20 protein-coding genes are annotated in these 17,610 nt (G+C 69.1%); 3 read left to right on the top strand and 17 right to left on the bottom strand.

The window, feature by feature from the left end; translation table 11 throughout:
• Window positions 1-39 precede the first annotated feature (39 nt).
• The 3 genes from carH to ACY5J6_RS07230 are packed head-to-tail and all read left to right on the top strand — an operon-like array spanning window position 40 to window position 2,341.
• Complete coding sequence (gene carH / locus ACY5J6_RS07240; RefSeq protein WP_462844320.1) at window positions 40-891, top strand: HTH-type transcriptional repressor CarH; 852 nt, start codon at window positions 40-42, stop codon at window positions 889-891.
• Window positions 888-1,475 (top strand): transcriptional regulator LdrP, encoded by a 588-nt coding sequence (ldrP, locus tag ACY5J6_RS07235; RefSeq protein WP_054638591.1) that lies wholly within the window; start codon window positions 888-890, stop codon window positions 1,473-1,475. The genes carH and ldrP overlap by 4 nt, the downstream gene beginning before the upstream one ends.
• Entirely contained in the window at window positions 1,475-2,341 is an 867-nt protein-coding gene (locus tag ACY5J6_RS07230; protein ID WP_462844319.1) for a complex I NDUFA9 subunit family protein, read from the top strand. The genes ldrP and ACY5J6_RS07230 overlap by 1 nt, the downstream gene beginning before the upstream one ends.
• Window positions 2,342-2,428: 87 nt before the next feature.
• Here the strand turns inward: ACY5J6_RS07230 and ACY5J6_RS07225 are convergent, their stop codons facing one another.
• The 17 genes from ACY5J6_RS07225 to rsmH all read right to left on the bottom strand — a co-directional run bounded on the left by ACY5J6_RS07225 (window position 2,429) and on the right by rsmH (window position 17,605).
• Window positions 2,429-2,881, bottom strand: coding sequence for a transposase (locus ACY5J6_RS07225; protein ID WP_462844318.1), 453 nt, complete (start codon window positions 2,879-2,881; stop codon window positions 2,429-2,431).
• Between the two features lie 240 nt (window positions 2,882-3,121).
• Window positions 3,122-3,271 carry a transposase gene (locus ACY5J6_RS07220; RefSeq protein WP_462844317.1) on the bottom strand — a complete coding sequence of 50 codons (150 nt, stop codon included), beginning with the start codon at window positions 3,269-3,271 and terminating at the stop codon, window positions 3,122-3,124.
• Between the two features lie 33 nt (window positions 3,272-3,304).
• A complete protein-coding gene (locus ACY5J6_RS07215; RefSeq protein ID WP_462844316.1) occupies window positions 3,305-3,805 on the bottom strand; it encodes a crossover junction endodeoxyribonuclease RuvC in 501 nt (166 codons plus the stop codon).
• A gap of 212 nt (window positions 3,806-4,017) precedes the next feature.
• Window positions 4,018-5,073 carry a cell division protein FtsZ gene (ftsZ, locus tag ACY5J6_RS07210; RefSeq protein WP_462844315.1) on the bottom strand — a complete coding sequence of 352 codons (1,056 nt, stop codon included), beginning with the start codon at window positions 5,071-5,073 and terminating at the stop codon, window positions 4,018-4,020.
• 10 nt (window positions 5,074-5,083) lie between these two features.
• Entirely contained in the window at window positions 5,084-6,325 is a 1,242-nt protein-coding gene (gene ftsA / locus ACY5J6_RS07205; RefSeq protein ID WP_462844314.1) for a cell division protein FtsA, read from the bottom strand.
• The gene (locus ACY5J6_RS07200; protein ID WP_462844313.1) at window positions 6,322-6,912 is read right to left on the bottom strand and encodes an FtsQ-type POTRA domain-containing protein; all 591 of its coding nucleotides are present in this window, start codon (window positions 6,910-6,912) and stop codon (window positions 6,322-6,324) included. Before ACY5J6_RS07200 ends, ftsA begins: the two co-directional genes overlap by 4 nt.
• Before the next feature lie 31 nt (window positions 6,913-6,943).
• On the bottom strand, window positions 6,944-7,741 hold the full coding sequence (locus ACY5J6_RS07195) for a UDP-N-acetylmuramate dehydrogenase (RefSeq protein WP_462844312.1): 798 nt from the start codon (window positions 7,739-7,741) through the stop codon (window positions 6,944-6,946).
• Window positions 7,731-9,071 carry a UDP-N-acetylmuramate--L-alanine ligase gene (gene murC / locus ACY5J6_RS07190; RefSeq protein ID WP_462844311.1) on the bottom strand — a complete coding sequence of 447 codons (1,341 nt, stop codon included), beginning with the start codon at window positions 9,069-9,071 and terminating at the stop codon, window positions 7,731-7,733. The genes ACY5J6_RS07195 and murC overlap by 11 nt, the downstream gene beginning before the upstream one ends.
• Window positions 9,068-10,087 (bottom strand): UDP-N-acetylglucosamine--N-acetylmuramyl-(pentapeptide) pyrophosphoryl-undecaprenol N-acetylglucosamine transferase, encoded by a 1,020-nt coding sequence (locus ACY5J6_RS07185; protein ID WP_462844310.1) that lies wholly within the window; start codon window positions 10,085-10,087, stop codon window positions 9,068-9,070. The genes murC and ACY5J6_RS07185 overlap by 4 nt, the downstream gene beginning before the upstream one ends.
• Complete coding sequence (locus ACY5J6_RS07180) at window positions 10,084-11,133, bottom strand: FtsW/RodA/SpoVE family cell cycle protein (protein ID WP_462844309.1); 1,050 nt, start codon at window positions 11,131-11,133, stop codon at window positions 10,084-10,086. Before ACY5J6_RS07180 ends, ACY5J6_RS07185 begins: the two co-directional genes overlap by 4 nt.
• Window positions 11,112-12,365, bottom strand: a complete 1,254-nt coding sequence (locus tag ACY5J6_RS07175; RefSeq protein ID WP_462844308.1) for a Mur ligase family protein — start codon at window positions 12,363-12,365, stop codon at window positions 11,112-11,114. The genes ACY5J6_RS07180 and ACY5J6_RS07175 overlap by 22 nt, the downstream gene beginning before the upstream one ends.
• Window positions 12,362-13,219, bottom strand: coding sequence for a phospho-N-acetylmuramoyl-pentapeptide-transferase (locus ACY5J6_RS07170; RefSeq protein WP_462844307.1), 858 nt, complete (start codon window positions 13,217-13,219; stop codon window positions 12,362-12,364). Before ACY5J6_RS07170 ends, ACY5J6_RS07175 begins: the two co-directional genes overlap by 4 nt.
• Window positions 13,210-13,905, bottom strand: a complete 696-nt coding sequence (locus ACY5J6_RS07165) for a hypothetical protein (protein WP_462844306.1) — start codon at window positions 13,903-13,905, stop codon at window positions 13,210-13,212. Before ACY5J6_RS07165 ends, ACY5J6_RS07170 begins: the two co-directional genes overlap by 10 nt.
• Window positions 13,893-15,203 (bottom strand): UDP-N-acetylmuramoyl-tripeptide--D-alanyl-D-alanine ligase, encoded by a 1,311-nt coding sequence (locus ACY5J6_RS07160; protein WP_462844305.1) that lies wholly within the window; start codon window positions 15,201-15,203, stop codon window positions 13,893-13,895. The genes ACY5J6_RS07165 and ACY5J6_RS07160 overlap by 13 nt, the downstream gene beginning before the upstream one ends.
• Window positions 15,187-16,506 carry a peptidoglycan D,D-transpeptidase FtsI family protein gene (locus ACY5J6_RS07155; RefSeq protein ID WP_462844304.1) on the bottom strand — a complete coding sequence of 440 codons (1,320 nt, stop codon included), beginning with the start codon at window positions 16,504-16,506 and terminating at the stop codon, window positions 15,187-15,189. Before ACY5J6_RS07155 ends, ACY5J6_RS07160 begins: the two co-directional genes overlap by 17 nt.
• Entirely contained in the window at window positions 16,503-16,748 is a 246-nt protein-coding gene (locus ACY5J6_RS07150) for a hypothetical protein (protein WP_462844303.1), read from the bottom strand. The genes ACY5J6_RS07155 and ACY5J6_RS07150 overlap by 4 nt, the downstream gene beginning before the upstream one ends.
• Window positions 16,745-17,605 (bottom strand): 16S rRNA (cytosine(1402)-N(4))-methyltransferase RsmH, encoded by an 861-nt coding sequence (gene rsmH, locus ACY5J6_RS07145; protein ID WP_462844302.1) that lies wholly within the window; start codon window positions 17,603-17,605, stop codon window positions 16,745-16,747. Before rsmH ends, ACY5J6_RS07150 begins: the two co-directional genes overlap by 4 nt.
• Window positions 17,606-17,610 lie beyond the last annotated feature (5 nt).

Genomic DNA, 17,610 nt, shown 5'->3' with positions numbered 1-17,610 from the left:
AAGCTTGACAAATCTTGTACAAGCGACTAGGCTAAGGGCATGACCCGCTCCGGGGGGTACACCATCGCCGAGGTGGAGGCCATGACCGGGCTTTCCGCCGAGGTCTTGCGCCAGTGGGAGAGGCGCTACGGCTTTCCCCGGCCCGGGCGCACCCCTGGGGGCCACCGCCTCTACACCCCGGAGGAGGTGGAGGCCCTCCGGGTGATCAAGCGCTGGCTGGCGGAAGGGGCCACGCCACAGGCCGCCATCCGCCGCTACCTGGCCCAGAGGGCGGAGCCCCAGGACCTGGAGGAGGGGCTCTACCGGGCCCTCCTCGAGGCCGACCTCGGGGAGGCCGAGGCCCTCTTCCGCCGGGGCCTCCGGCTTTGGGGGCCCGAGGGGGCCCTCCACCACCTCCTCCTCCCCGTCCTGCGCCGGGTGGGGGAGGGGTGGCACCAGGGGGAGGTGAGCGTGGCGGAGGAGCACCTGGCGACCACCTTCCTCCGGGCGAGGCTCCAGGAGCTTCTGGACCTGGTGGCCCAGCCCCTGGGGGAGCCCGTCCTGGTGACCACCCCCCCCGGGGAGCGGCACGAGATGGGGGCCATGCTGGCCGCCTACGTCCTCCGGCGCCGGGGGCTTCCCGCCCTCTACCTGGGCCCCGACACCCCCCTTTCCGACCTGAGGGAGCTGGCCCGGAGGTTGCGGGCCCGGGCGGTGGTGCTCTCCGCCCTGTTGCGGGAAGGCCTCGCCGCCCTCCCGGAGGGCGCCTTGGCGGGCCTCGCCCCCCGGGTCTACCTGGGGGGGCAGGGGGCGAGCCCCGAGGAGGCGAGGCGCCTTGGAGCTTCGTACGTCCAGGACCTCGAGGCCCTAAGCCGCGAGCTTGGGGACCCAGGAGAAAGGAGAGGAGCATGAAGAGGCTTGGCCGTAAGGAAATCGTCTACCTGAGGGGGGAGCGGGCCCAGACCCTCTACCGCCTGGAGGAGGGCCTGGTGCGCATCGTGGAGTTCCTCCCCGACGGGCGCCTCCTCACCCTGCGCCACGTCCTGCCGGGGGACTACTTCGGGGAGGAGGCCCTGGAGGGGAAGGCCTACCGCTACACCGCCGAGGCCATGACCGAGGCCCTGGTCCAGGGCCTGGACCCCGGGGTCATGGACCACCAGGCCCTTCACCAGGTGGCCAAAAACCTCGCCCGCCAGATGCGCCGGGTCCACGCCTACGAGGCCCACCTGCAGACGGGGGAGCTCCGCGCCCGCATCGCCCGCTACCTCCTCTTCCTGGCGGACACCCCGGCCTCGGCCAGGGACGGGCAGGGCCTCTACGTGACCGTCTCCCACGAGGAGATCGCCGACGCCACCGCCTCCACCCGCGAGTCGGTCTCCAAGCTCCTCTCGGACCTTAGGAGGGAGGGCCTCCTGGCCACCGCCTACCGCCGGGTCTACCTCCTGGACCTCGCCGCCTTGGAGCGGGAGGCGGAAGGCGCCTTGGAAGCGGCCTGATGCGGGTCTTCGTCGTAGGCGGGACGGGCTTCGTGGGCCAGGAGGTGGTGCGCCGCCTCCTCCTGCGGGGCCACACCCCCCTGGTCCTCGCCCGGAGGCCCAGGCCCCTGCCCCAAGGGGCGGTCCTCGTCCAGGGGGACATCGCCCGGGAGGCCCCGGACCTAGGGGGGGCGGAGGCTGCCATCTACCTGGCCGGCGTCATCCGGGAAAGGGGCCAGACCTTCCGGGCGGTGCACGTGGAGGGGGTGAGGAACCTCCTCAGGGCCATGGAAAGGGCGGGGGTGGGGCGGCTCCTCCACATGTCCGCCCTGGGGGCGAGGCCTGAGGCCCCAAGCCGCTACCACCGCACCAAGGCGGAAGGGGAGGCCTTGGTGCGCCAAAGCGGCTTAAGCCACGCCATCTTCCGCCCAAGCCTCATCTTCGGCCCCGGGGACGAGTTCTTCGGGAAGGTCCTGAGGGGGCTTGTCTGTAGCCCCCTGCCCTTTGTCCCCCTCATCGGGGACGGAAGCTTTCCCTTCCGGCCCGTGTACGTGGGGGACGTGGCGGAGGCCTTCGTGGGGGCCTTGGAGCGGGGCCTCGAGGGGACCTATGACCTGGTGGGGCCTAAGGAGTACACCTTCCGCGAGCTCCTCCTCTTGGTGATGGAGGTCCTGGAGCGAAGGAAGCCCTTTCTTTCCCTTCCCCTATGGCTCATGGACCGCCTCATCCCCCTCCTTTCCCCCCTGCCCTTTAGCCCCCTCACCCGGGACCAGTACCTCATGCTCAAGGAGGGAAACACCGCTCCCTTCCCCGAGGCCCTTAAAGCCCTTCTTCCCCAGCCCGTGGCCCTGGAGGCGGTGCTTCCGGGCTACCTTCGGTGCCGGTAGAGAGGGCAAAACAAGGGGCCCCTGAAGGGCCCCCTGCGTCGCCCTGCGAAGGGCTAAGAGGCTGTCGTAAAACTCCTCCACGAGGGGCTACGCGGCCCTGGCCAGCCGCTTCACCAACAAGCGTAGCATGCCCAAGTACACCCAAGCTTCGCTTACCCTAGGGTTGGCTTCATCGTCCTTGGCGAGCCGCCGGTTCCGCCCCAGCCAAGCAAAGGTCCGCTCCACCACCCACCGCTTGGGCAAGGGCTTGAACCCCCTCTCCCGCGGAATCTCCGGCACCTCATCCCCCTCCCGCACCCAGACCCCTCGCACCCCCGCGTAGGGACGGGCCACCACCTCAAGCTCCAGCCCCAGGGAAGAAGCCAACTCCTTGAGGCCCCGGTACCCCCAGTCCACGAAGAGCTTCCGCACCCGAGGCCAGGAGGAAAAGTCCATCCCCAGGAGCAAGGCCTGTCCACCCCACTTGTCGTGCTCGTTGGCGGGGTGCACGAAGGCCTTCAAAAGACGGCCCCCCGTGTCCGTCAGGATCTGGCGAGGCAAGATTAGCCCTTGCGGGCTGACCCATCACCAGAGCGCTGGGTGAACCATACCTCCCTTCTCGCTCCCGGTCCTGGGGAGCCAGGGCCTGGACGGCCTTCTCCCAAACGCCCTCCTTCTGCCACTTGCGGAAGTAGTGGTAGACGGTGGACCAGTGAGGCAGATCAGGAACGTACGCCTGCGGCGTGACGAGGCATAGCCCGCCACTTGATGCCGTTCTCCAGGACGTAACGTGCTTCCCCGTCAGGGGAACACCTTCTGGATGGCGTTAACGATTTCCCTCCTCGGCACCTTGGCGGGGCGGCCGCCGGGCTTGGGGGCAGGGATCAAGGGCTCCAGGAGGGCCCACTCCGCATCGCTGAGGTCGCTGGGGTATGCTCTACGAAGAGCCACCCTTCGAGCATATCAAACTTTTACGACAGCCTCTTAGAGGGGCTTGGGCGCCCCCATCCGGGCGTAAAAGGCGTGGGTGAGGGCGATGGCCAGGGCATCGGCCAGGTGGCTTGGGCTAGGGGGCTCCTTCAGCCCCAGGATGCCCCGCACCATAAGGGCCACTTCCTCCTTGGCGGCGTGTCCGTGGCCCGCTAGGGCCTGCTTCACCTGCATGGGGCCGTAGGCGTAGACCGTTACCCCCGCCTCAAAGGCCGCCACCAGGACCGCCCCCAGGGCCCAGCCCACCTTGTAGGCCAGCTCGTTTTGCCGGTAGAAGTACTGTTCCTCCACCGCCAGGGCCTCGGGGCGGAAGCGGAGGAGGGCTTCCCGCACCCGGGCGTGGATCCGCCCCACCCTCTCCTGGGCGGGTTCCCGGTGGGAGGTCTTCACCACCTCCCCGTGGAGGAGGCGGGCCCTAAGAGCCCCCTTGCCCTCCACCTCCACCACCCCAAGGCCCAGGTGGGTGATGCCCGGGTCTATGCCGGCCACCACCATCCGGCCTAATACCCCTCTCGCAGAAATCCTTTGCCCGAGGCCAGGCGTGAGGGCCCTGCGGGCCTTTTTTGCCGGGGCCTCCATGCTGCCTTGGGCCAGCATGAGGTGGTACAGGTGCCCCACCGGGGCGAAAGCCGCGGTGGGGGTCCCAAAAGGGCTTCCTCCCAGCCCGGGCTCGGGCATCCCATGTTGCGAAACCAACCTGCGGGCACCTAGTTGCCCCTCCTGGGCGGCAGGTCGGCGTCCCCGTAGCGGATGAAGGCGGGGATGTCAAAGTTATAGGGGTCGGGGTGGGTGGGGAAGTCCAGGGGGCGGGCGGGCCTGGGCACCACGGTGCTCTCCCCGAAGCCCGCGGCGATGAGGATGACCCGGAGCTCGTCCTGGGCCCGCTCGTCGTAGGTCACCCCGTAGAGGATGTCCACCTCCTCGTGGCCGGTGGCCTCGCGGATCCTTTCCACCACCTCCGCCGCCTCCATGAGGGAAAGGTCTTCCGAGCCCACCACGTTGAGGAGAAGCCGCCTCGCCCCCTCAATGGAGCGCTCCAGGAGGGGGCTCATGGTGGCCGACTTGGCGGCTTCTTCCACCCGGTTCTCCCCACGCCCCGCCCCGATGCCCATGAGCACCTGGCCCGCTCCCTCCAGGAGGGCCTTGACGTCGGCGAAGTCCACGTTGATGAGGCCGGGGAGGTTGATGACGTCGGTGATGCCCTTTACCCCGTGGTAGAGAACGCGGTCGGCGATGAGAAAGGCGTCCTTGAGGCTCATCTTCTTGTCCACCGCCGAAAGGAGGCGGTCGTTCTGGACCACCACCATGGCGTCCACCCGTTCCTTGAGGCGCTTGATCCCTTCCTCGGCGGCCTTGAGGCGCTTCGGGCCTTCAAAGCTGAAAGGGCGGGTAACCACGGCCACCGCCAACGCCCCCAGGCGCTTGGCGATCTCGGCCACCACCGGGGCGCTTCCCGTGCCCGTTCCTCCTCCCATCCCGGCGGTGATGAAAACCAAGTCGGCGCCCTCCAGGGCTTCGGCGATGAGGTCTTCGGCCTCGAGGGCCGCCTTCTCCCCGATCTCGGGGTTAGCCCCGGCGCCGAGTCCCCGGGTGAGCCTTTCCCCGAGCTGGATGCGGACATCGGCGAGGCTTTTGGCCAAGACCTGGGCGTCGGTGTTGGCAGCGATGAACTCCACTCCCGAAAGGCCCGCTTCGATCATGCGGTTCACCGCGTTGTTGCCCGCTCCCCCGAGGCCGATGACCTTGATAACGGCTCCTTGCATCTCCCCCTCCTCAAAACAGGTTGCTGAGAATCTCCTTGATCCGCGCCCAAATCCCTTCGCCTTTGGCCCCCTCTTCCCGCTTCTCTTTTCCCCGCCCCCGGCGGGCCTCGGGGGCGCGCACCGGCAGGGTAGCCCCGTAGCGCACCAGCCCCACGGCGGTGGCGTGGGCGGGGGTGGCCACCACATCGGTGAGGCCGGAGACCCCGTGGGGCTTGCCCAGGCGCACGGGGAGGCCGTACTGCTGGCGGGCCAGGAGGTCAAAACCCCTTAAGAGGGCGGTGCCCCCGGTGAGGACCACCCGGTTGATCCGGACCTCCAGAGGTCCCAAGGCCTCGTCCACCGACTGGCGGGCCAGATGGAGGATCTCCCTGAGCCGGGGCCGGATGATACGGGCAAGCTCTGGAGCGGGGACCTCCCCGAGGGAGCCACCTTCCTGGTTGATCTCCAAGACCAGCTCGGGGTCGGCCAGCTCCGGCAAGGCGGCCCCGTACTTTTTCTTCACCCGCTCGGCCTCCTCAAAGGGAATCTTCAGAAGCTGGGCGATGTCCTGGGTCACGTGGTCCCCTCCCAGGGGCAGGACGGCGGAGTGGGCCAGGCGGCCTTCCCGGAAGACGGCCACGTCCGTGGTCCCCCCACCCACGTCCAGAACCAGAACGTTCATCTGGTCTTCCTCGGGGAGGAGGGTCCCAAGGCCGCTGGCTAGGGTCTGGGCCACCAGGGCCTCAATCTCCAGGCCGGCGTCCTCCACCGCCCGGCGGAGGTTGGCCAGGGGCCCCCTGCCCGCCGCTACCAGGTGGACGTCCACCTCCAGGCGCACCCCCGCCATGCCCACGGGATCCCGGATGCCCTCCTGCCCGTCTACCTTGAACTCCAGGGGCAAGGCGTGGAGCAGCTCCAGCTCGGCGTCAAAAGGATAGGCCTTGGCCTGCTCAATGGCCCGCTCCACATCCGCCTGGGCGATGCTCTGCCCCCGGCGGATGGCGGCCAGGCCGTGGCTGGTGACGCTCTTCAGGTGTGGGCCCCCCACCCCTAGCACCACCCGCTCCACCCTAACCCCGGCCACCCGCTCCGCCTGGCGGAGGCTTTGGCGGATGGCCTCGCTGGTGCGCTCCAGGTTCACCACCACCCCCCGCCTGAGCCCTTGGGAGGGAGCGGTGCCCTCCCCGATGATGTCCAGAACGCCATCGGGAGCCAGCTCACCGATGACGGTGGTGACTTTGCTGGTGCCAACGTCCAGTCCGGCGATAATCATGGGCCTACGCTCACCCCCCAAGAATACAGGTAAATATGGCCTTCCCGCAAAGGAGCGCCTGCTTGGGCATACTCTAACAGAAACCGGGCCTTTTGGGCAAAGAGGGTCAAACCCTCGCCCTCCACCCAGTACCCCGCTGGGGTGTACCTGAGCCTCTTGGCCTTGGGAAAGGCCCGTGCCAGGGCCAGAAGGTCAGCCTTGGGCAGGGGACCCCGCCCTTCCACCCGAGGCCCTTGGGCCCAGGGGGCCCCGCCTGGGAGAAGGGTGCCGTCTTGGGCCAAGGCGGAGCCGTCCGCCAGGGGCAAGAAGGGCGTCCGTTCCCGGAGGACCAGGCGCACCGCGCCCGGCCTTGGCTTTTCCAAGCGGGCCTCCGCCACCCAGGGGTCCTGCCGGAGGGGGGCGAGACGGGAAGGGCCCACCCAGAGCCAGGCTTCCCCGGGATAAAGGCCCACCCGGGCGAGGACGTCTTCCCGTTTGAGGTGCTTTAGGCCCACTACCTCCACCTCTTCCACGGGGAAGAGGACGAGGCTGGCCACGTAGAGGGTGGCGAGGAGAAGGGAGGCCAGGAGGAGCCTCACGAGGCCCATTCTAGCCTCCGAGGGTGAGCCTTTCCCGAACTCACGGCCACACCTCCCATTCCAGCTCCAAGGGGAGTTCCTCTTGAATGCGCCGGAGAAGCTCCAGCACGTCCTTGGCTGTGGCCCGGCCCAGGTTGACGATGAAGTTGCCGTGCTCCAGGGCCACCATGGCGTCCCCCACCCGGAGGCCCTTGAGGCCCCTTTCGTCGATGAGCCTTCCCGCCGACTGCCCCGGCGGGTTTTTGAAGGCGCAGCCGGCGCTTTTCCGCTTGGGCTGGCCCTTGCGGGCGGCGTCCACTTCGGCCATCTTCTTGCGGATCTCCTCCAGGGGGCGCTCCTTAAGCTTTAACTTCACCCGGGTGACGATGCCCCCTTGGGGGAGGTGGCTTTTCCGATAGCCAAAGCCGAGCTCCGCCGGGGTGTAGATGCGGAAGGCCCCCTCGTGGAAGATCTCCACCGCCTCCAGGGCGTCCGCCATCTCCCCGAAGCGGGTGCCGGCGTTCATCTTCACCGCGCCTCCCACCTGGGCCGGGATGCCGAGAAGCCCCTCCAAGCCGGAAAGGCCGGCCCGGGCCGCCTCTTGCACCAGGAGGGGTAGCAAAACCCCCGCTCCCACCCAGCCCCCCAGGTCGTAGGCCTGGAACTCCCCGGCCAGGCGGATCACCCGCTCGGGCACGCCCTCGTCCATAACCAAGAGGTTGGAGCCGTTGCCCAGGACCCGGTAGGGGGCCTCCGTGGCCTTCTTGAGTTCCTCGCGGGTCTCCACGGTCCAAAGCTCCGCCGGGCCTCCCACCCCCAAGGTGGTGAGGTCCTTGAGGAGGACCCGTTCAACCCTCATGGACCAACCTCCAGGCGAGTTCCGTCACGTCTCCCGCCCCTAGGGTAAGCCAAAGGTCCTCCGGGGCGGCCGTGGCCCGGGCGTAGGCCAGGGCCTCCTCCTTGTCCAGGAAGCGGGCCTCCACTCCCTGGCGGCGAAGCTCCTCGGCGATCCTTGCGCTCAGCTCCCCGGGGGAAACCTCCCCCCTTTCTCCGGCGGTGTAGGTGGGGAGGACCACCACCTCCTGGGCCAAGGCCAGGGCCTCCACGAACTCCTCCCAAAGGGCCTGGGTGCGGAGAAGGCGGTGGGGCTGGAAGAGGACCCTTAGGCGCCTTCCCAAGTGGCCCGCCGCCTCGAGGGTGGCCCGCACCTCCGTGGGGTGGTGGGCGTAGTCGTCCACCACCAAGGCCCCCCGCACCTCCCCCACCCTCTGGAAGCGCCGCCCTACCCCGGGGAAGCGGCCTAGCCCCTTCAGGATGGCCTCGGGGGCCACCCCCAGGGCTAGGGCGGCCAAGGCGGCGGCCAGGGCGTTTTGGATGTTGTGCCGCCCCGGGACCTGGAGCCAGACCTCTCCCAAGGCCTTCCCCAGGTGGACCAGGAGGAAACGGCTTCCCGAGGGGCCAAGCTCCGCTTCCTCGGCGGAAAGCTCCCCCTCCTGGCCGAAGGTCCTCCGGGGAAGCCCCTGGGAAAGCTCTAGGAGCAGGGGATCGGAGGCGGGGACCACCACCACCCCCGCCCCTTCCAAAAAGCCCCGCAGGGCGGCCTTGAGCTCGCCGAAGCTCCCGTGGTAGTTGGGGGCCTTGTGGCCGGGGGGGGCGATGTGGTCGGCCTCGAGGTTGGTGGCCACGGCGATGTCCACCTTCACCTCCCGAAAGAGGGGGTCGGACTCGTCCACCTCGGCCAGGCGGGGCCCCTTTCCGTGGCGGGCGTTCCCGGGAAGGAGGGAAAGCTCCCCCCCGAGGAGCACCCAGGGGTCCAGCCCCGCTTCCAGGAGGATGCTGGCCAGCATCCCCGTGGTGGTGGTCTTGCCGTGGGTCCCCGTGACCCCCAAGGAAGGCCCTTGGGCCAGGAGCTGGGCCAGAAGCTCCATGCGCCGCAAGACCCTAAGGCCCCGCTCCTTGGCGGCCACCACCTCGGGGTGGTCCAGAGGAACCGGGGTGGGGACCACCAGGGTGTCCTCCTCCTGGAGGTGGCCGGGGTCGTGGCCCGCGTGGACCGGGACCCCCAGGGCCTTGGCCCGCTTGCCGGGGGCGAGGTCGCACCCCGTCACCGCCACCCCTTCCGCCAGGAGAAGGCGGGCCAGGGCGCTCATCCCCACCCCTTCTATGCCCATGATGTGCACCCGCTTCATAGAAACTCCTCCAGCCAATCCGCCAGGCGACCCGCCGCCCCCTCGGGAGAGAGGCGGCCCATGGCCTCCCGGTAGGGTTCGGGGTTATGAAGCAGTTCTTCCACTTGTTGGGCCAGCCGGGAGTAGTCCCCAAGCCGGGCGGCCCCGGCCTTCTGGTAGGCCAGGGCGTTGGCCCGTTGCGCCCCCCCGTCCAGCCGGGGCGAAAGGGGAAAAAGGAGGGCGGGGAGCCGGTGGAAGGCGGCCTCGGCCAGGGTGCCCGCCCCCGCCCGGGCCAGGAGGAGGTCGGCGGCGCTCATGGCCAAGGGGGCATCCAGGAAGCCTTGGATGCGGTAGGTCTCCCCTTCCAGGTGGCGGTAGCCCTCCAACCACCTTTCCCCCACCTGGTGGAGAACGGGAAGGCCCAGGGGCTTGAGGAGGGGGGGGAGCCTTTCGTTGAGCTCCAGGCTCCCCTGGCTTCCCCCCAGGACCAGGAGGAGGGGCTTCGCGGGGTCAAACCCCAGGCGGGCCTTGGCCTCGGCCTGGGGAAAGCGCACCTCCCGCACGGGGTAGCCCACCACCCTGGCCTTGGCGGCAAGCCTTTGGGCCAGGGGGAAGGGCACGCTTAGGGCGAGCCCCCGGCTCAAGGGGGCGAGGAGCCTCACGGCCAGCCCCAGCTTGGCGTTCTGCTCGTGGAGAAGGACGGGAATCCCCTGGAGTTCGGCCACAAAGGCCGCGGGAAACCCCGCATAACCCCCGGTGGAAAGCACCGCCTTGGGCCTCCTCGCCCTTAGGACCTTGCGGGCGGCCTCGAGGCCCTGGACAAGCCTCCAGGCTTCCCCCGGCCTGAGGGCGCTCCGGTCCAGCTTCCCCGCGGGGATGAGGGCGTGAGGGATAGAGGCCTTGGGGAGGAGGCGGGCCTCGAGGCCCCCCAGGGCCCCCAGGTAGAAGACCTCATGACCACGCCCTCTGAGCTCCTCGGCCACCGCCAGGGCGGGGAAGAGGTGCCCCCCGGTGCCTCCCCCGGTCAGGAGGATCATGCCCTCACCTCCTTTCCCCGGGTCTGGCGGGCCAAGCCCAGGAGAAGGCCCAGGGCCAGGCCCGACACCAACAAGGAGCTTCCCCCGTAGGAGACCAGGGGCAGCGGCACCCCGGTGACGGGGAGGAAGCCCAAGGTCACCCCGATGTTGAGGGCGGCCTGCAGGACAAGGTACAGGGTGAGGCCCAGGGCCACCAGGCCCTCCGCTCCCCTCAGCCTCAGGGCCAGGGCCAGCCCCCGGAGAAAGAGGAGGGCGAAGAGGAAGAGGACCATGAGCCCCCCGAGCCAGCCCGTGGCGAAGACCACGCTGGCGAAGACCATGTCGTTGTGGGCCTCGGGCAGGTGGGGGAGGCTTCCTCCGGGTCCTTGCCCCAAAGGCCCTCCCAGGAGGACGGCCTTTTGCGCCTGCAGGACCTGGTAGGCGGTTTCCTCGGGCCGGGCCTCCCCCCGCAGGTAGCTGAGAAAGTCGCTGAAGCGCTCGGAAACGTAGCGGAACCGGTTCAGGTAAGCTCCGGAGAAGGGGATGAGGACCAAGATGCCCGCCAGGCCGATGGCGATGAGCCGCCGCCAGGGCACCCCGGCCAGGACAAAAAGGGAAGCTCCCAGGAGAAAGAGGAAAAGGGCCGTGGCGAAGTCCGGCTCCACCAGCACCAGCCCCACCGTGCTGCCCACCAGGAGGGCGGGGCCGAGGATGGGGTAGTCCTCCCCCTTGCGGCCCACGAAGGAGGCCAGGTAGAGGACGAGGGCGATCTTGGCCAGCTCCGAGGGCTGGAAGGCAAAGGGCCCTAGATCAAACCAGCGCCGCACCCCCATGGGCCCGTCCCCCACCAGGAGGACCAGGGCCAAGAGGAGGAGGTTGAGGAGAAGAAGCCCCAGGGCGTACCGCAAGAGGAGCCTCACGGGGAGGAAGCTTCCCCCAAGCATGGCCAGAAGGGCGAGCCCCACCCGGAGGAGGTGGCTTTCCAGGAGGCCAGGCTCGGCTACCCCCACCCCCAGGAGGCCAAAGGCCAGGAGGAGGAGGCCGCTTAGGAAGAGGATGGGGTCCATGGTTCCCCTCCCAAGGCGAAGACCGCTTCCCGGAAGGCCCGGGCCCGGTCCTGGTAGTCCCGGAACTGGTCAAAGCTCGCCGCCAGGGGGGCCAGAAGGACGCTTCCCGCCTCCAGGCGCTTTAGGGCTTCCTCCACCGCCCGTCTCAAGGCCTTCCGGCCCTCCTTCTCCCCGATGACCACCACCTCCACCCCTTCTCCCAAGGCCTCGGCCATCCGGGGGCCGTCCCGGCCAATGGCCAGGATCACCCGCACCCGGGGGAGGTAGGCCTTGAGGCTTTCCAGATCGGCCCCCTTGTCCTCCCCGCCCAGGATCCAGGCCACGGGGGCGGGTGCGGCCCTTAGGGCGGCGGCCACGGCGGGGGTGCGGGTGGCGATGGAGTCGTCTATGAAGACCACCTGCCCCTTGCGGGCGAAGGCCTGGAAGCGGTGGGGGGGCTCGGGGAGGGTCTTGAGGCTTTCCCTTAGGGCGCTTTCCTGCAGGGGCCTGCCCAAAAGGTCCAGGTAGGCCCGGGTGGCATGGAGGGCGGCCTCGAGGTTGGTCTTCCGGGGACTTTCCCGGGGTAGGAAGGGATAGGGTCGGGCGGGGGTGGCCTCGGCCGCCGCCTTGACCTTGGGGTCCCCTGCGTTGTAAACCACGGCGTCTTCCCGGGTGAGGTTCTTGAGGAGGTTGAGCTTGGCGGCGTGGTAGGCCTCGAGGCTCCCGTGCCGGTCCAGGTGGTCCACCCCGAGGTTCAGGAGGACGGCCACCCGGGGGCGGAAGGCGTGGACCCGCTCCAGCTGGAAGCTGGAGAGCTCGGCCACCACCACCTCGGCCCGGTCCACCACCTCCACCAAAGGAGGGTCCACGTTCCCCCCGGGAAGGGCCTTAAGCCCTTGCCCCTGGAGGAGGTGGGCGGTGAAGAGGGTGGTGGAGGTCTTGCCTGCCGTGCCGGTAATCCCCACCATGGGGGTTTCCGAATGCCGGTAGGCCAGCTCTGCCTCCCCCAAAACCCTGGCCCCGCGCGCCCTTAGGGCTTCCAGGTGGGGGTGCAGGAGGGGCACCCCCGGGGCGGCCACCACCTCCTCATAGGCGCCTTCCAGCTCCCAGTCGGGGGAAAAGCCCAGGGCTAGGGCTTCGGCCACCTCCTCTTCCTTGGGCCGGTCGTCGTAGAAACGGGCGGGCATTCCCCGCCGCTTCAAGAAGCGGAGCACCCCGAGGCCGCTTTTCCCTAGGCCATAGACCAGGATCATACCCCTCCTCCCAGGCTCCAGGCCAGGCCCGTGGCCAAGGCGGTGAGGACGGCGAAGCGGAAGACGATTTTGGCCTCCTCCCAGCCCGAAAGCTCCAGATGGTGGTGCAGGGGGCTCATGCGGAAAAGCCTCCTCCCCGTGCGCCGGAAGTGGATCACCTGGACCACCACGGAAAGCACCTCCAACACCGGGACGATGGCCGCCAGGGGTAGAAGCCAAAGCTTCCCCGTGAGGACGAAAAGCCCCGCCACCATACTCCCTAGGGCCTGGCTTCCCGTGTCCCCCATGAAGACCTTGGCCCGGGGGGCGTTGTGCCAGAGGAAGCCCAGGACCCCGCCCAGGAGGGTTTGGGCGAAGGGGTAGGGGTAGAAGGGGAGGAGGAGGATGGCGGCCACGCTGGCGAGAAGCCCGTCCAGGCCGTCGGTGAAGTTGAAGGCGTTGGCCGCCCCCACCACCGCCAGGAGGATCAGGAAGGCGTCCAAGAGGGGCCAGGGGGTGTAGGCCACCTGCCGGGCGGCCCAGAGGGCGAAGACTAGGCCCATGGCCCCTTGCAGGGCGAGCTTTTCCCTGGCCCTGAGGGGCCGGGCCAGGCTTCCCGAGAGGTCGTCCAGAAGCCCCAGGAGGGCGAAGCCGAGGCCCAGAAGCCATAGGCCCAAAAAGGCGTCCTTCCCTAGGGCCAGGTAGGCCAGGAAGGCGGCCAGGAGGAAGGCCACCCCCCCCATGCTGGGGGTCCCCTCCTTGGCCAGGTGGCTTTGGGGGCCGTCCTGGCGCACCCTTTTCCCCAGGCCTAAGCTTTTCATCAAGGAGATCCAGACCGCCGTGAGGAACCAGGAAAGGACCAGGGCTAGGGCCATGCTGCCTCCTTGCAAGACCGCACCGCCCCCTGGGGGGCCAGGTAAAGGGCTTCCCCAAAGGCGGCGAAGTCCTGGGCCTCGGCCAGGGGCCTCACCCCCTCGGGGCGTACCAGATAGACCTGATCCAAAAGGGCCACCACCCCGCAGGCCCCCCCTTGGGCCTTGCGGGCGGGGTGGGGAAGGGGGAGGAGGCGCCCTTCCGGGTAGAAGAGGGCCTCTTCTCCCAGGGCCACCACCTGGCCCTCCCAGGCCACCACCTGGCGGAAGCGCCCGCGGGCCAAGAGGACGCCTTCCCGGTAGAGGCCCTTCCCGTCCACGTGGTAGAGGCCTTCCTCCCCGAAGAGGGCATCGTAGGCGGGGTAGGGGTAAAGGCCTTTCTCCGTCCAGATGGCTCCTTCCAGACCCACCACCGGCCTTGGGGTGGCCCGCAGGAAGCGGGGCACCCCGGGGAGGGGGAGGCTTTGCAGGGAGCCTTCTTCGTACACCCAGAGCTGGTAGGGGTAGGCGGCGTAGAGGGCGGTTTCGCTAGCGTCCAGGAAGAGGGGAGGGCCTGGGAGGACCACCTGGAAACGGCCTGAGACCAGGCCCCCTTGGGCGAACCCGCCGGGGTAGGGGAGGAGGGGCGCTGGGGCCTGGAGGGGGGCGCAGGCCGCAAGGAAGAGGAGAAAGGGACTTAGGCGCTCCATAGCTCCAGGATCCTTTCCAGGCCGAGGGCCCTCGAGGCCTTCAGGTACACCAGGTCCCCCGGGGCTACCCGGGCCTTGAGCCAGAGAAGGGCCTCCTCCAAGGTTTCCACCGCCTCGCCCCCCAGGGCGGCCTGCGCCTTCGCGTGGCTTCCTAGGTAAAGGGGTCGGAGGCCCAGGCGGGCCGCCTCCTCCGCCACCTCCAGGTGGAGCCTTTGGGCCATCTCGCCCAGTTCCTTCATCTCCCCCAGCACCACCCACTTGCGCCCGGGCTGGGCGGCAAGCCACCTCAGCCCCGCCTTCACCGAGAGGGGATTGGCGTTGTAGGCGTCGTGGAGAAAGACCACGCCCCCCATCTCCCGCCTCTCCATGCGCCCGGGGGGCAGGACCAAGCGGGAAAGCCTCTCGGCCACCGCCTCCACCTCCTCCCCCAGGAGCTCGGCCACCGCCAGGGCGGCCAAGGCCCCCAGGGCCGGGCCTAAACCGGGGTAGGGGACCCTTATCCTCTGCCTGCGGTAGCGGAAGCGGCTTTCCCGGGGCAGGAGCTCCAGGTCCTCTCCCCGAAAGCCAGCCTCCCCGAAACCGTAGGTGGGCCAGTTCCCCCGGTAGCCAAAGCCTTCCAAAACCTCCCGGGCCTGGAGGCTCACCAGGGTCAGGGGGGCCTCCAGGAGCCAGGCCTCCTCCCGCACCACGCCCTCTAGGTTCCCGAAGGCCAGGAGGTGCTCCTCCCCCAAGGCGGTGAGGACGGAAAGCTGGGGGCGGCAGAGCCCCATGAGCTCGGCCATCTCCCCCACCCGGTCCACGCCCAGCTCCACCACCGCCCCGGGGGCCTGGGGGGGGAGGCGCAGGAAGAAGCGGGCCAAGGGTGGGGCGGTGTTCTGGTTGCCGGAAGGGGCGGGGAAGCCCAGCCCCTGGGCCAGGGCCTCCTTGGTGGTGGTCTTTCCCGTGCTCCCTCCCACGGCCACCACCTTCCCCGGGAAAAGCTCCCGCAGGGCCCGCCCCAGCCTTAGCAAGGCCAGACCCGTGTCCGCCACCTCCACCGTGGCCTCCCCCGGGCGGTCGGAGAGGACCAGGTGGGCTCCCTTGGCCAGGGCCTCCTTTACGTAGGTACGCCCGTGGGTGCGGCTTCCGGGGAGGGCCACGAAGAGGAACCCCGGTCCCACGGCCCGGCTGTCCCAGTGAAGGTCAAAGGCGGGCCGGCCGCCTGGGTGAAGCCTCCCCCCCGTGGACGCGGCCACCCATTCCGGCGTTATTTCCCTAACATGCGCATCTTGCACCACTGCCTCACCGCTCCTCAGCATAGGGGGGAAGACCCGCATAGGCCAAGAGGCCGGCGGCCACCTCCCGGAAGATGGGGGCGGCCACCAGGCTTCCGTGGATCTCGCCTTTGGGGTGATGGACGGCCACCACCACGGTGTACCGGGGGGCGTCCCCGGGGACGAAGCCGGCGAACCAGGCGGTGAAGACCTCCTGGGAGTAGCGGCCCTGGACCACCACCTGGGCGGTTCCGGTCTTCCCCGCCAGGGGGTATCCGGGAAGGGCGGCCCTGGGGGCCAGGGCCTCCTTCAGGGCTTGACGGATGGCCCTCGCCGTTTCCGGGGAGAAGACCCGCTCCCCCCTGGCCTCCTGGCCCTGGAAGAGGCGGGGGGTGCGGTAGACCCCGTCCACCAGGGTGGCGAAGGCCACCGCCAGGTGGAGCGGGGTGATGAGGAAGCCTTGGCCGAAGGTGTGGTTGGCGTAGCCCGCCCGGCTCCACTCCTCCGGGGGCTTGACCAAGGGAGGGGCGGTGCGCACCCCGGGGAGGGGCCTGGGGTCGGTGAGGTGGAGCTTCACCATGTAGCGGTAGAAGGTTTCCTTGGAGACGTTCTCGCCGAGAAGGCTGATCCCCACATTGGAGGAGTACTTGAGCACCTCGGCCAAGGTGAGCCTAGGGGGGTGGGGAACGGCATCGCGGATGACCCAGCCTTCTACCTGCCGCCACATGGGGGCCTCCACCGGGGTGGAAAGGCGGGCCGCTCCCTCTTCCAAGAGCACGGCGGCGGTGAGGGCCTTCATGGTGGAGCCCGGCTCCAACGCCACCAAGAAGGCGTGGTTGCGCCAGGAGAGGTCTTTTTCCGGGTCTTTGCGCGGGGCCATGGGGTCAAAGGCCGGAGCGTTGGCCACGGCCAAAAGCCTTCCTTCCCGGTCCAGGACGAGAAGGGTGGCGAAGGTTCCCCGGCTTCGTTCCAGCCCCTTCCAGAGGGCCCGTTCCGCCATGGCCTGGACCCAGGGGTCCAAGGTGAGGGTGAAGGAGCGCCCTTCCGAGAGGGCGGCGTTCAGGTCCCTCTCCAGCCCCTCCAGACCCCGTCCGGAGGCCCGCTCTCCGAAGCCCAGAAGCTGGCTTGCGCTCTTCCCCAATGGGTAGTACCGCCCCCCCTGGAGGCTCACCGCCAACGGGGTGCCGTCGGCGGCGTAGAGGTTGCCCCGCAGGGGGGGTGGGGATGGGGGCAGAGGGGCTGGCCGCGGCCCCCGGCTTACCAGGGCGTAGACCCCCAGGGCCAAAAGGACCAGGTAGAGGCCCATCCCCAGGAAGACCAGGGGCACCCGGTTGGCGCCCGCGGTCACCGCTCCCACCTCCCCTGGCTCATGGGCACAAACCCTTCCTTCTCCGCCCACTCCAGCACCCGGTGAGGCTGGCTTAGGCGCCAGGTTTCCTTGAGGAGGGCTTCCTCCTCGGCCTTGAGGCGTTCTATGCGCCCCTCCACCTGGGCTAGGCGGGCCTTTTCCAGCTGGTTGCGGTGGCCTGCGGCGAAGAGGAGGAGGAGGGCCAAAAGGTAGAGGAGACCGAAGCGCCAGACGCTCCTCACAAGGCCTCCTTCTCCGCGGCCCGCAGCTTGGCGCTCCGGGCGCGGGGGTTTTGCGCCACCTCTTCCGGGGAAGGGAGCACGGGCTTTTTCGTGAGCACCTTTAGGCCGCTCGCCTTGAGAAACCGCTTCACCAGCCGGTCCTCGAGGGAGTGGAAGGTGATGACCACAAGCCGCCCCCCAGGGGCGAGGGCCTGGGCGGCCTGGGCGAGAAACTCCTCCAGAGCGCTAAGCTCGTCGTTCACGTACATGCGCAGGGCCTGGAAGGTCTTGCGGGCGGGGTGCCCGGCCTTGCGGAAGCCCACCGCCTGGCGGACGATTTCCGCCAGTTCCGTGGTGGTCTGGATGGGCTTTTTCCTCCTGGCCTCCACGATGGCCTTGGCGATGCGCCAAGCTTGCTTTTCCTCTCCCAGGTCCCGCAGGATGCGGTAAAGCTCTTCCAAGGAAAGGGTGTTGACCACCTCGGCGGCCCTGGGGCCCTCTTCCCCCATGCGCATGTCCAGGGGGCCTTCCTTCTGGTAGCTGAAGCCCCGCCTGGGGTCTTCTAAGTGGAAGCTGGAAACCCCGAGGTCCGCCAGGATTCCCGCCACCTCTTCTACCCCGGCTTGGCGCAGCACTTCCGCCAGGCGGCGGAAGTTCGCCTGGTACACCTGTAGGCCTGGCAAACCCAAGGCCTGGGCCCGGGCTACGGCCTCGGGGTCCTGGTCCAGCCCCAGGACCAGCCCCCCCCGTTCCAGAATGCCCCGGGCGTGGCCAGCGCCTCCCAAGGTGGCGTCCACATACACCTTGCCGGGTTCTACCCTCAGGAAGTCCAGGGCTTCCTGGTACAAGACGGGAATGTGCTGGGTAATGGTCTCCATAAATA

This window comes from Thermus sp. H19.2, from assembly GCF_054979525.1.
The sequence above is the reverse complement of the archived record's forward strand: the minus strand, read 5'-3'. Positions and strand labels throughout refer to the sequence as shown.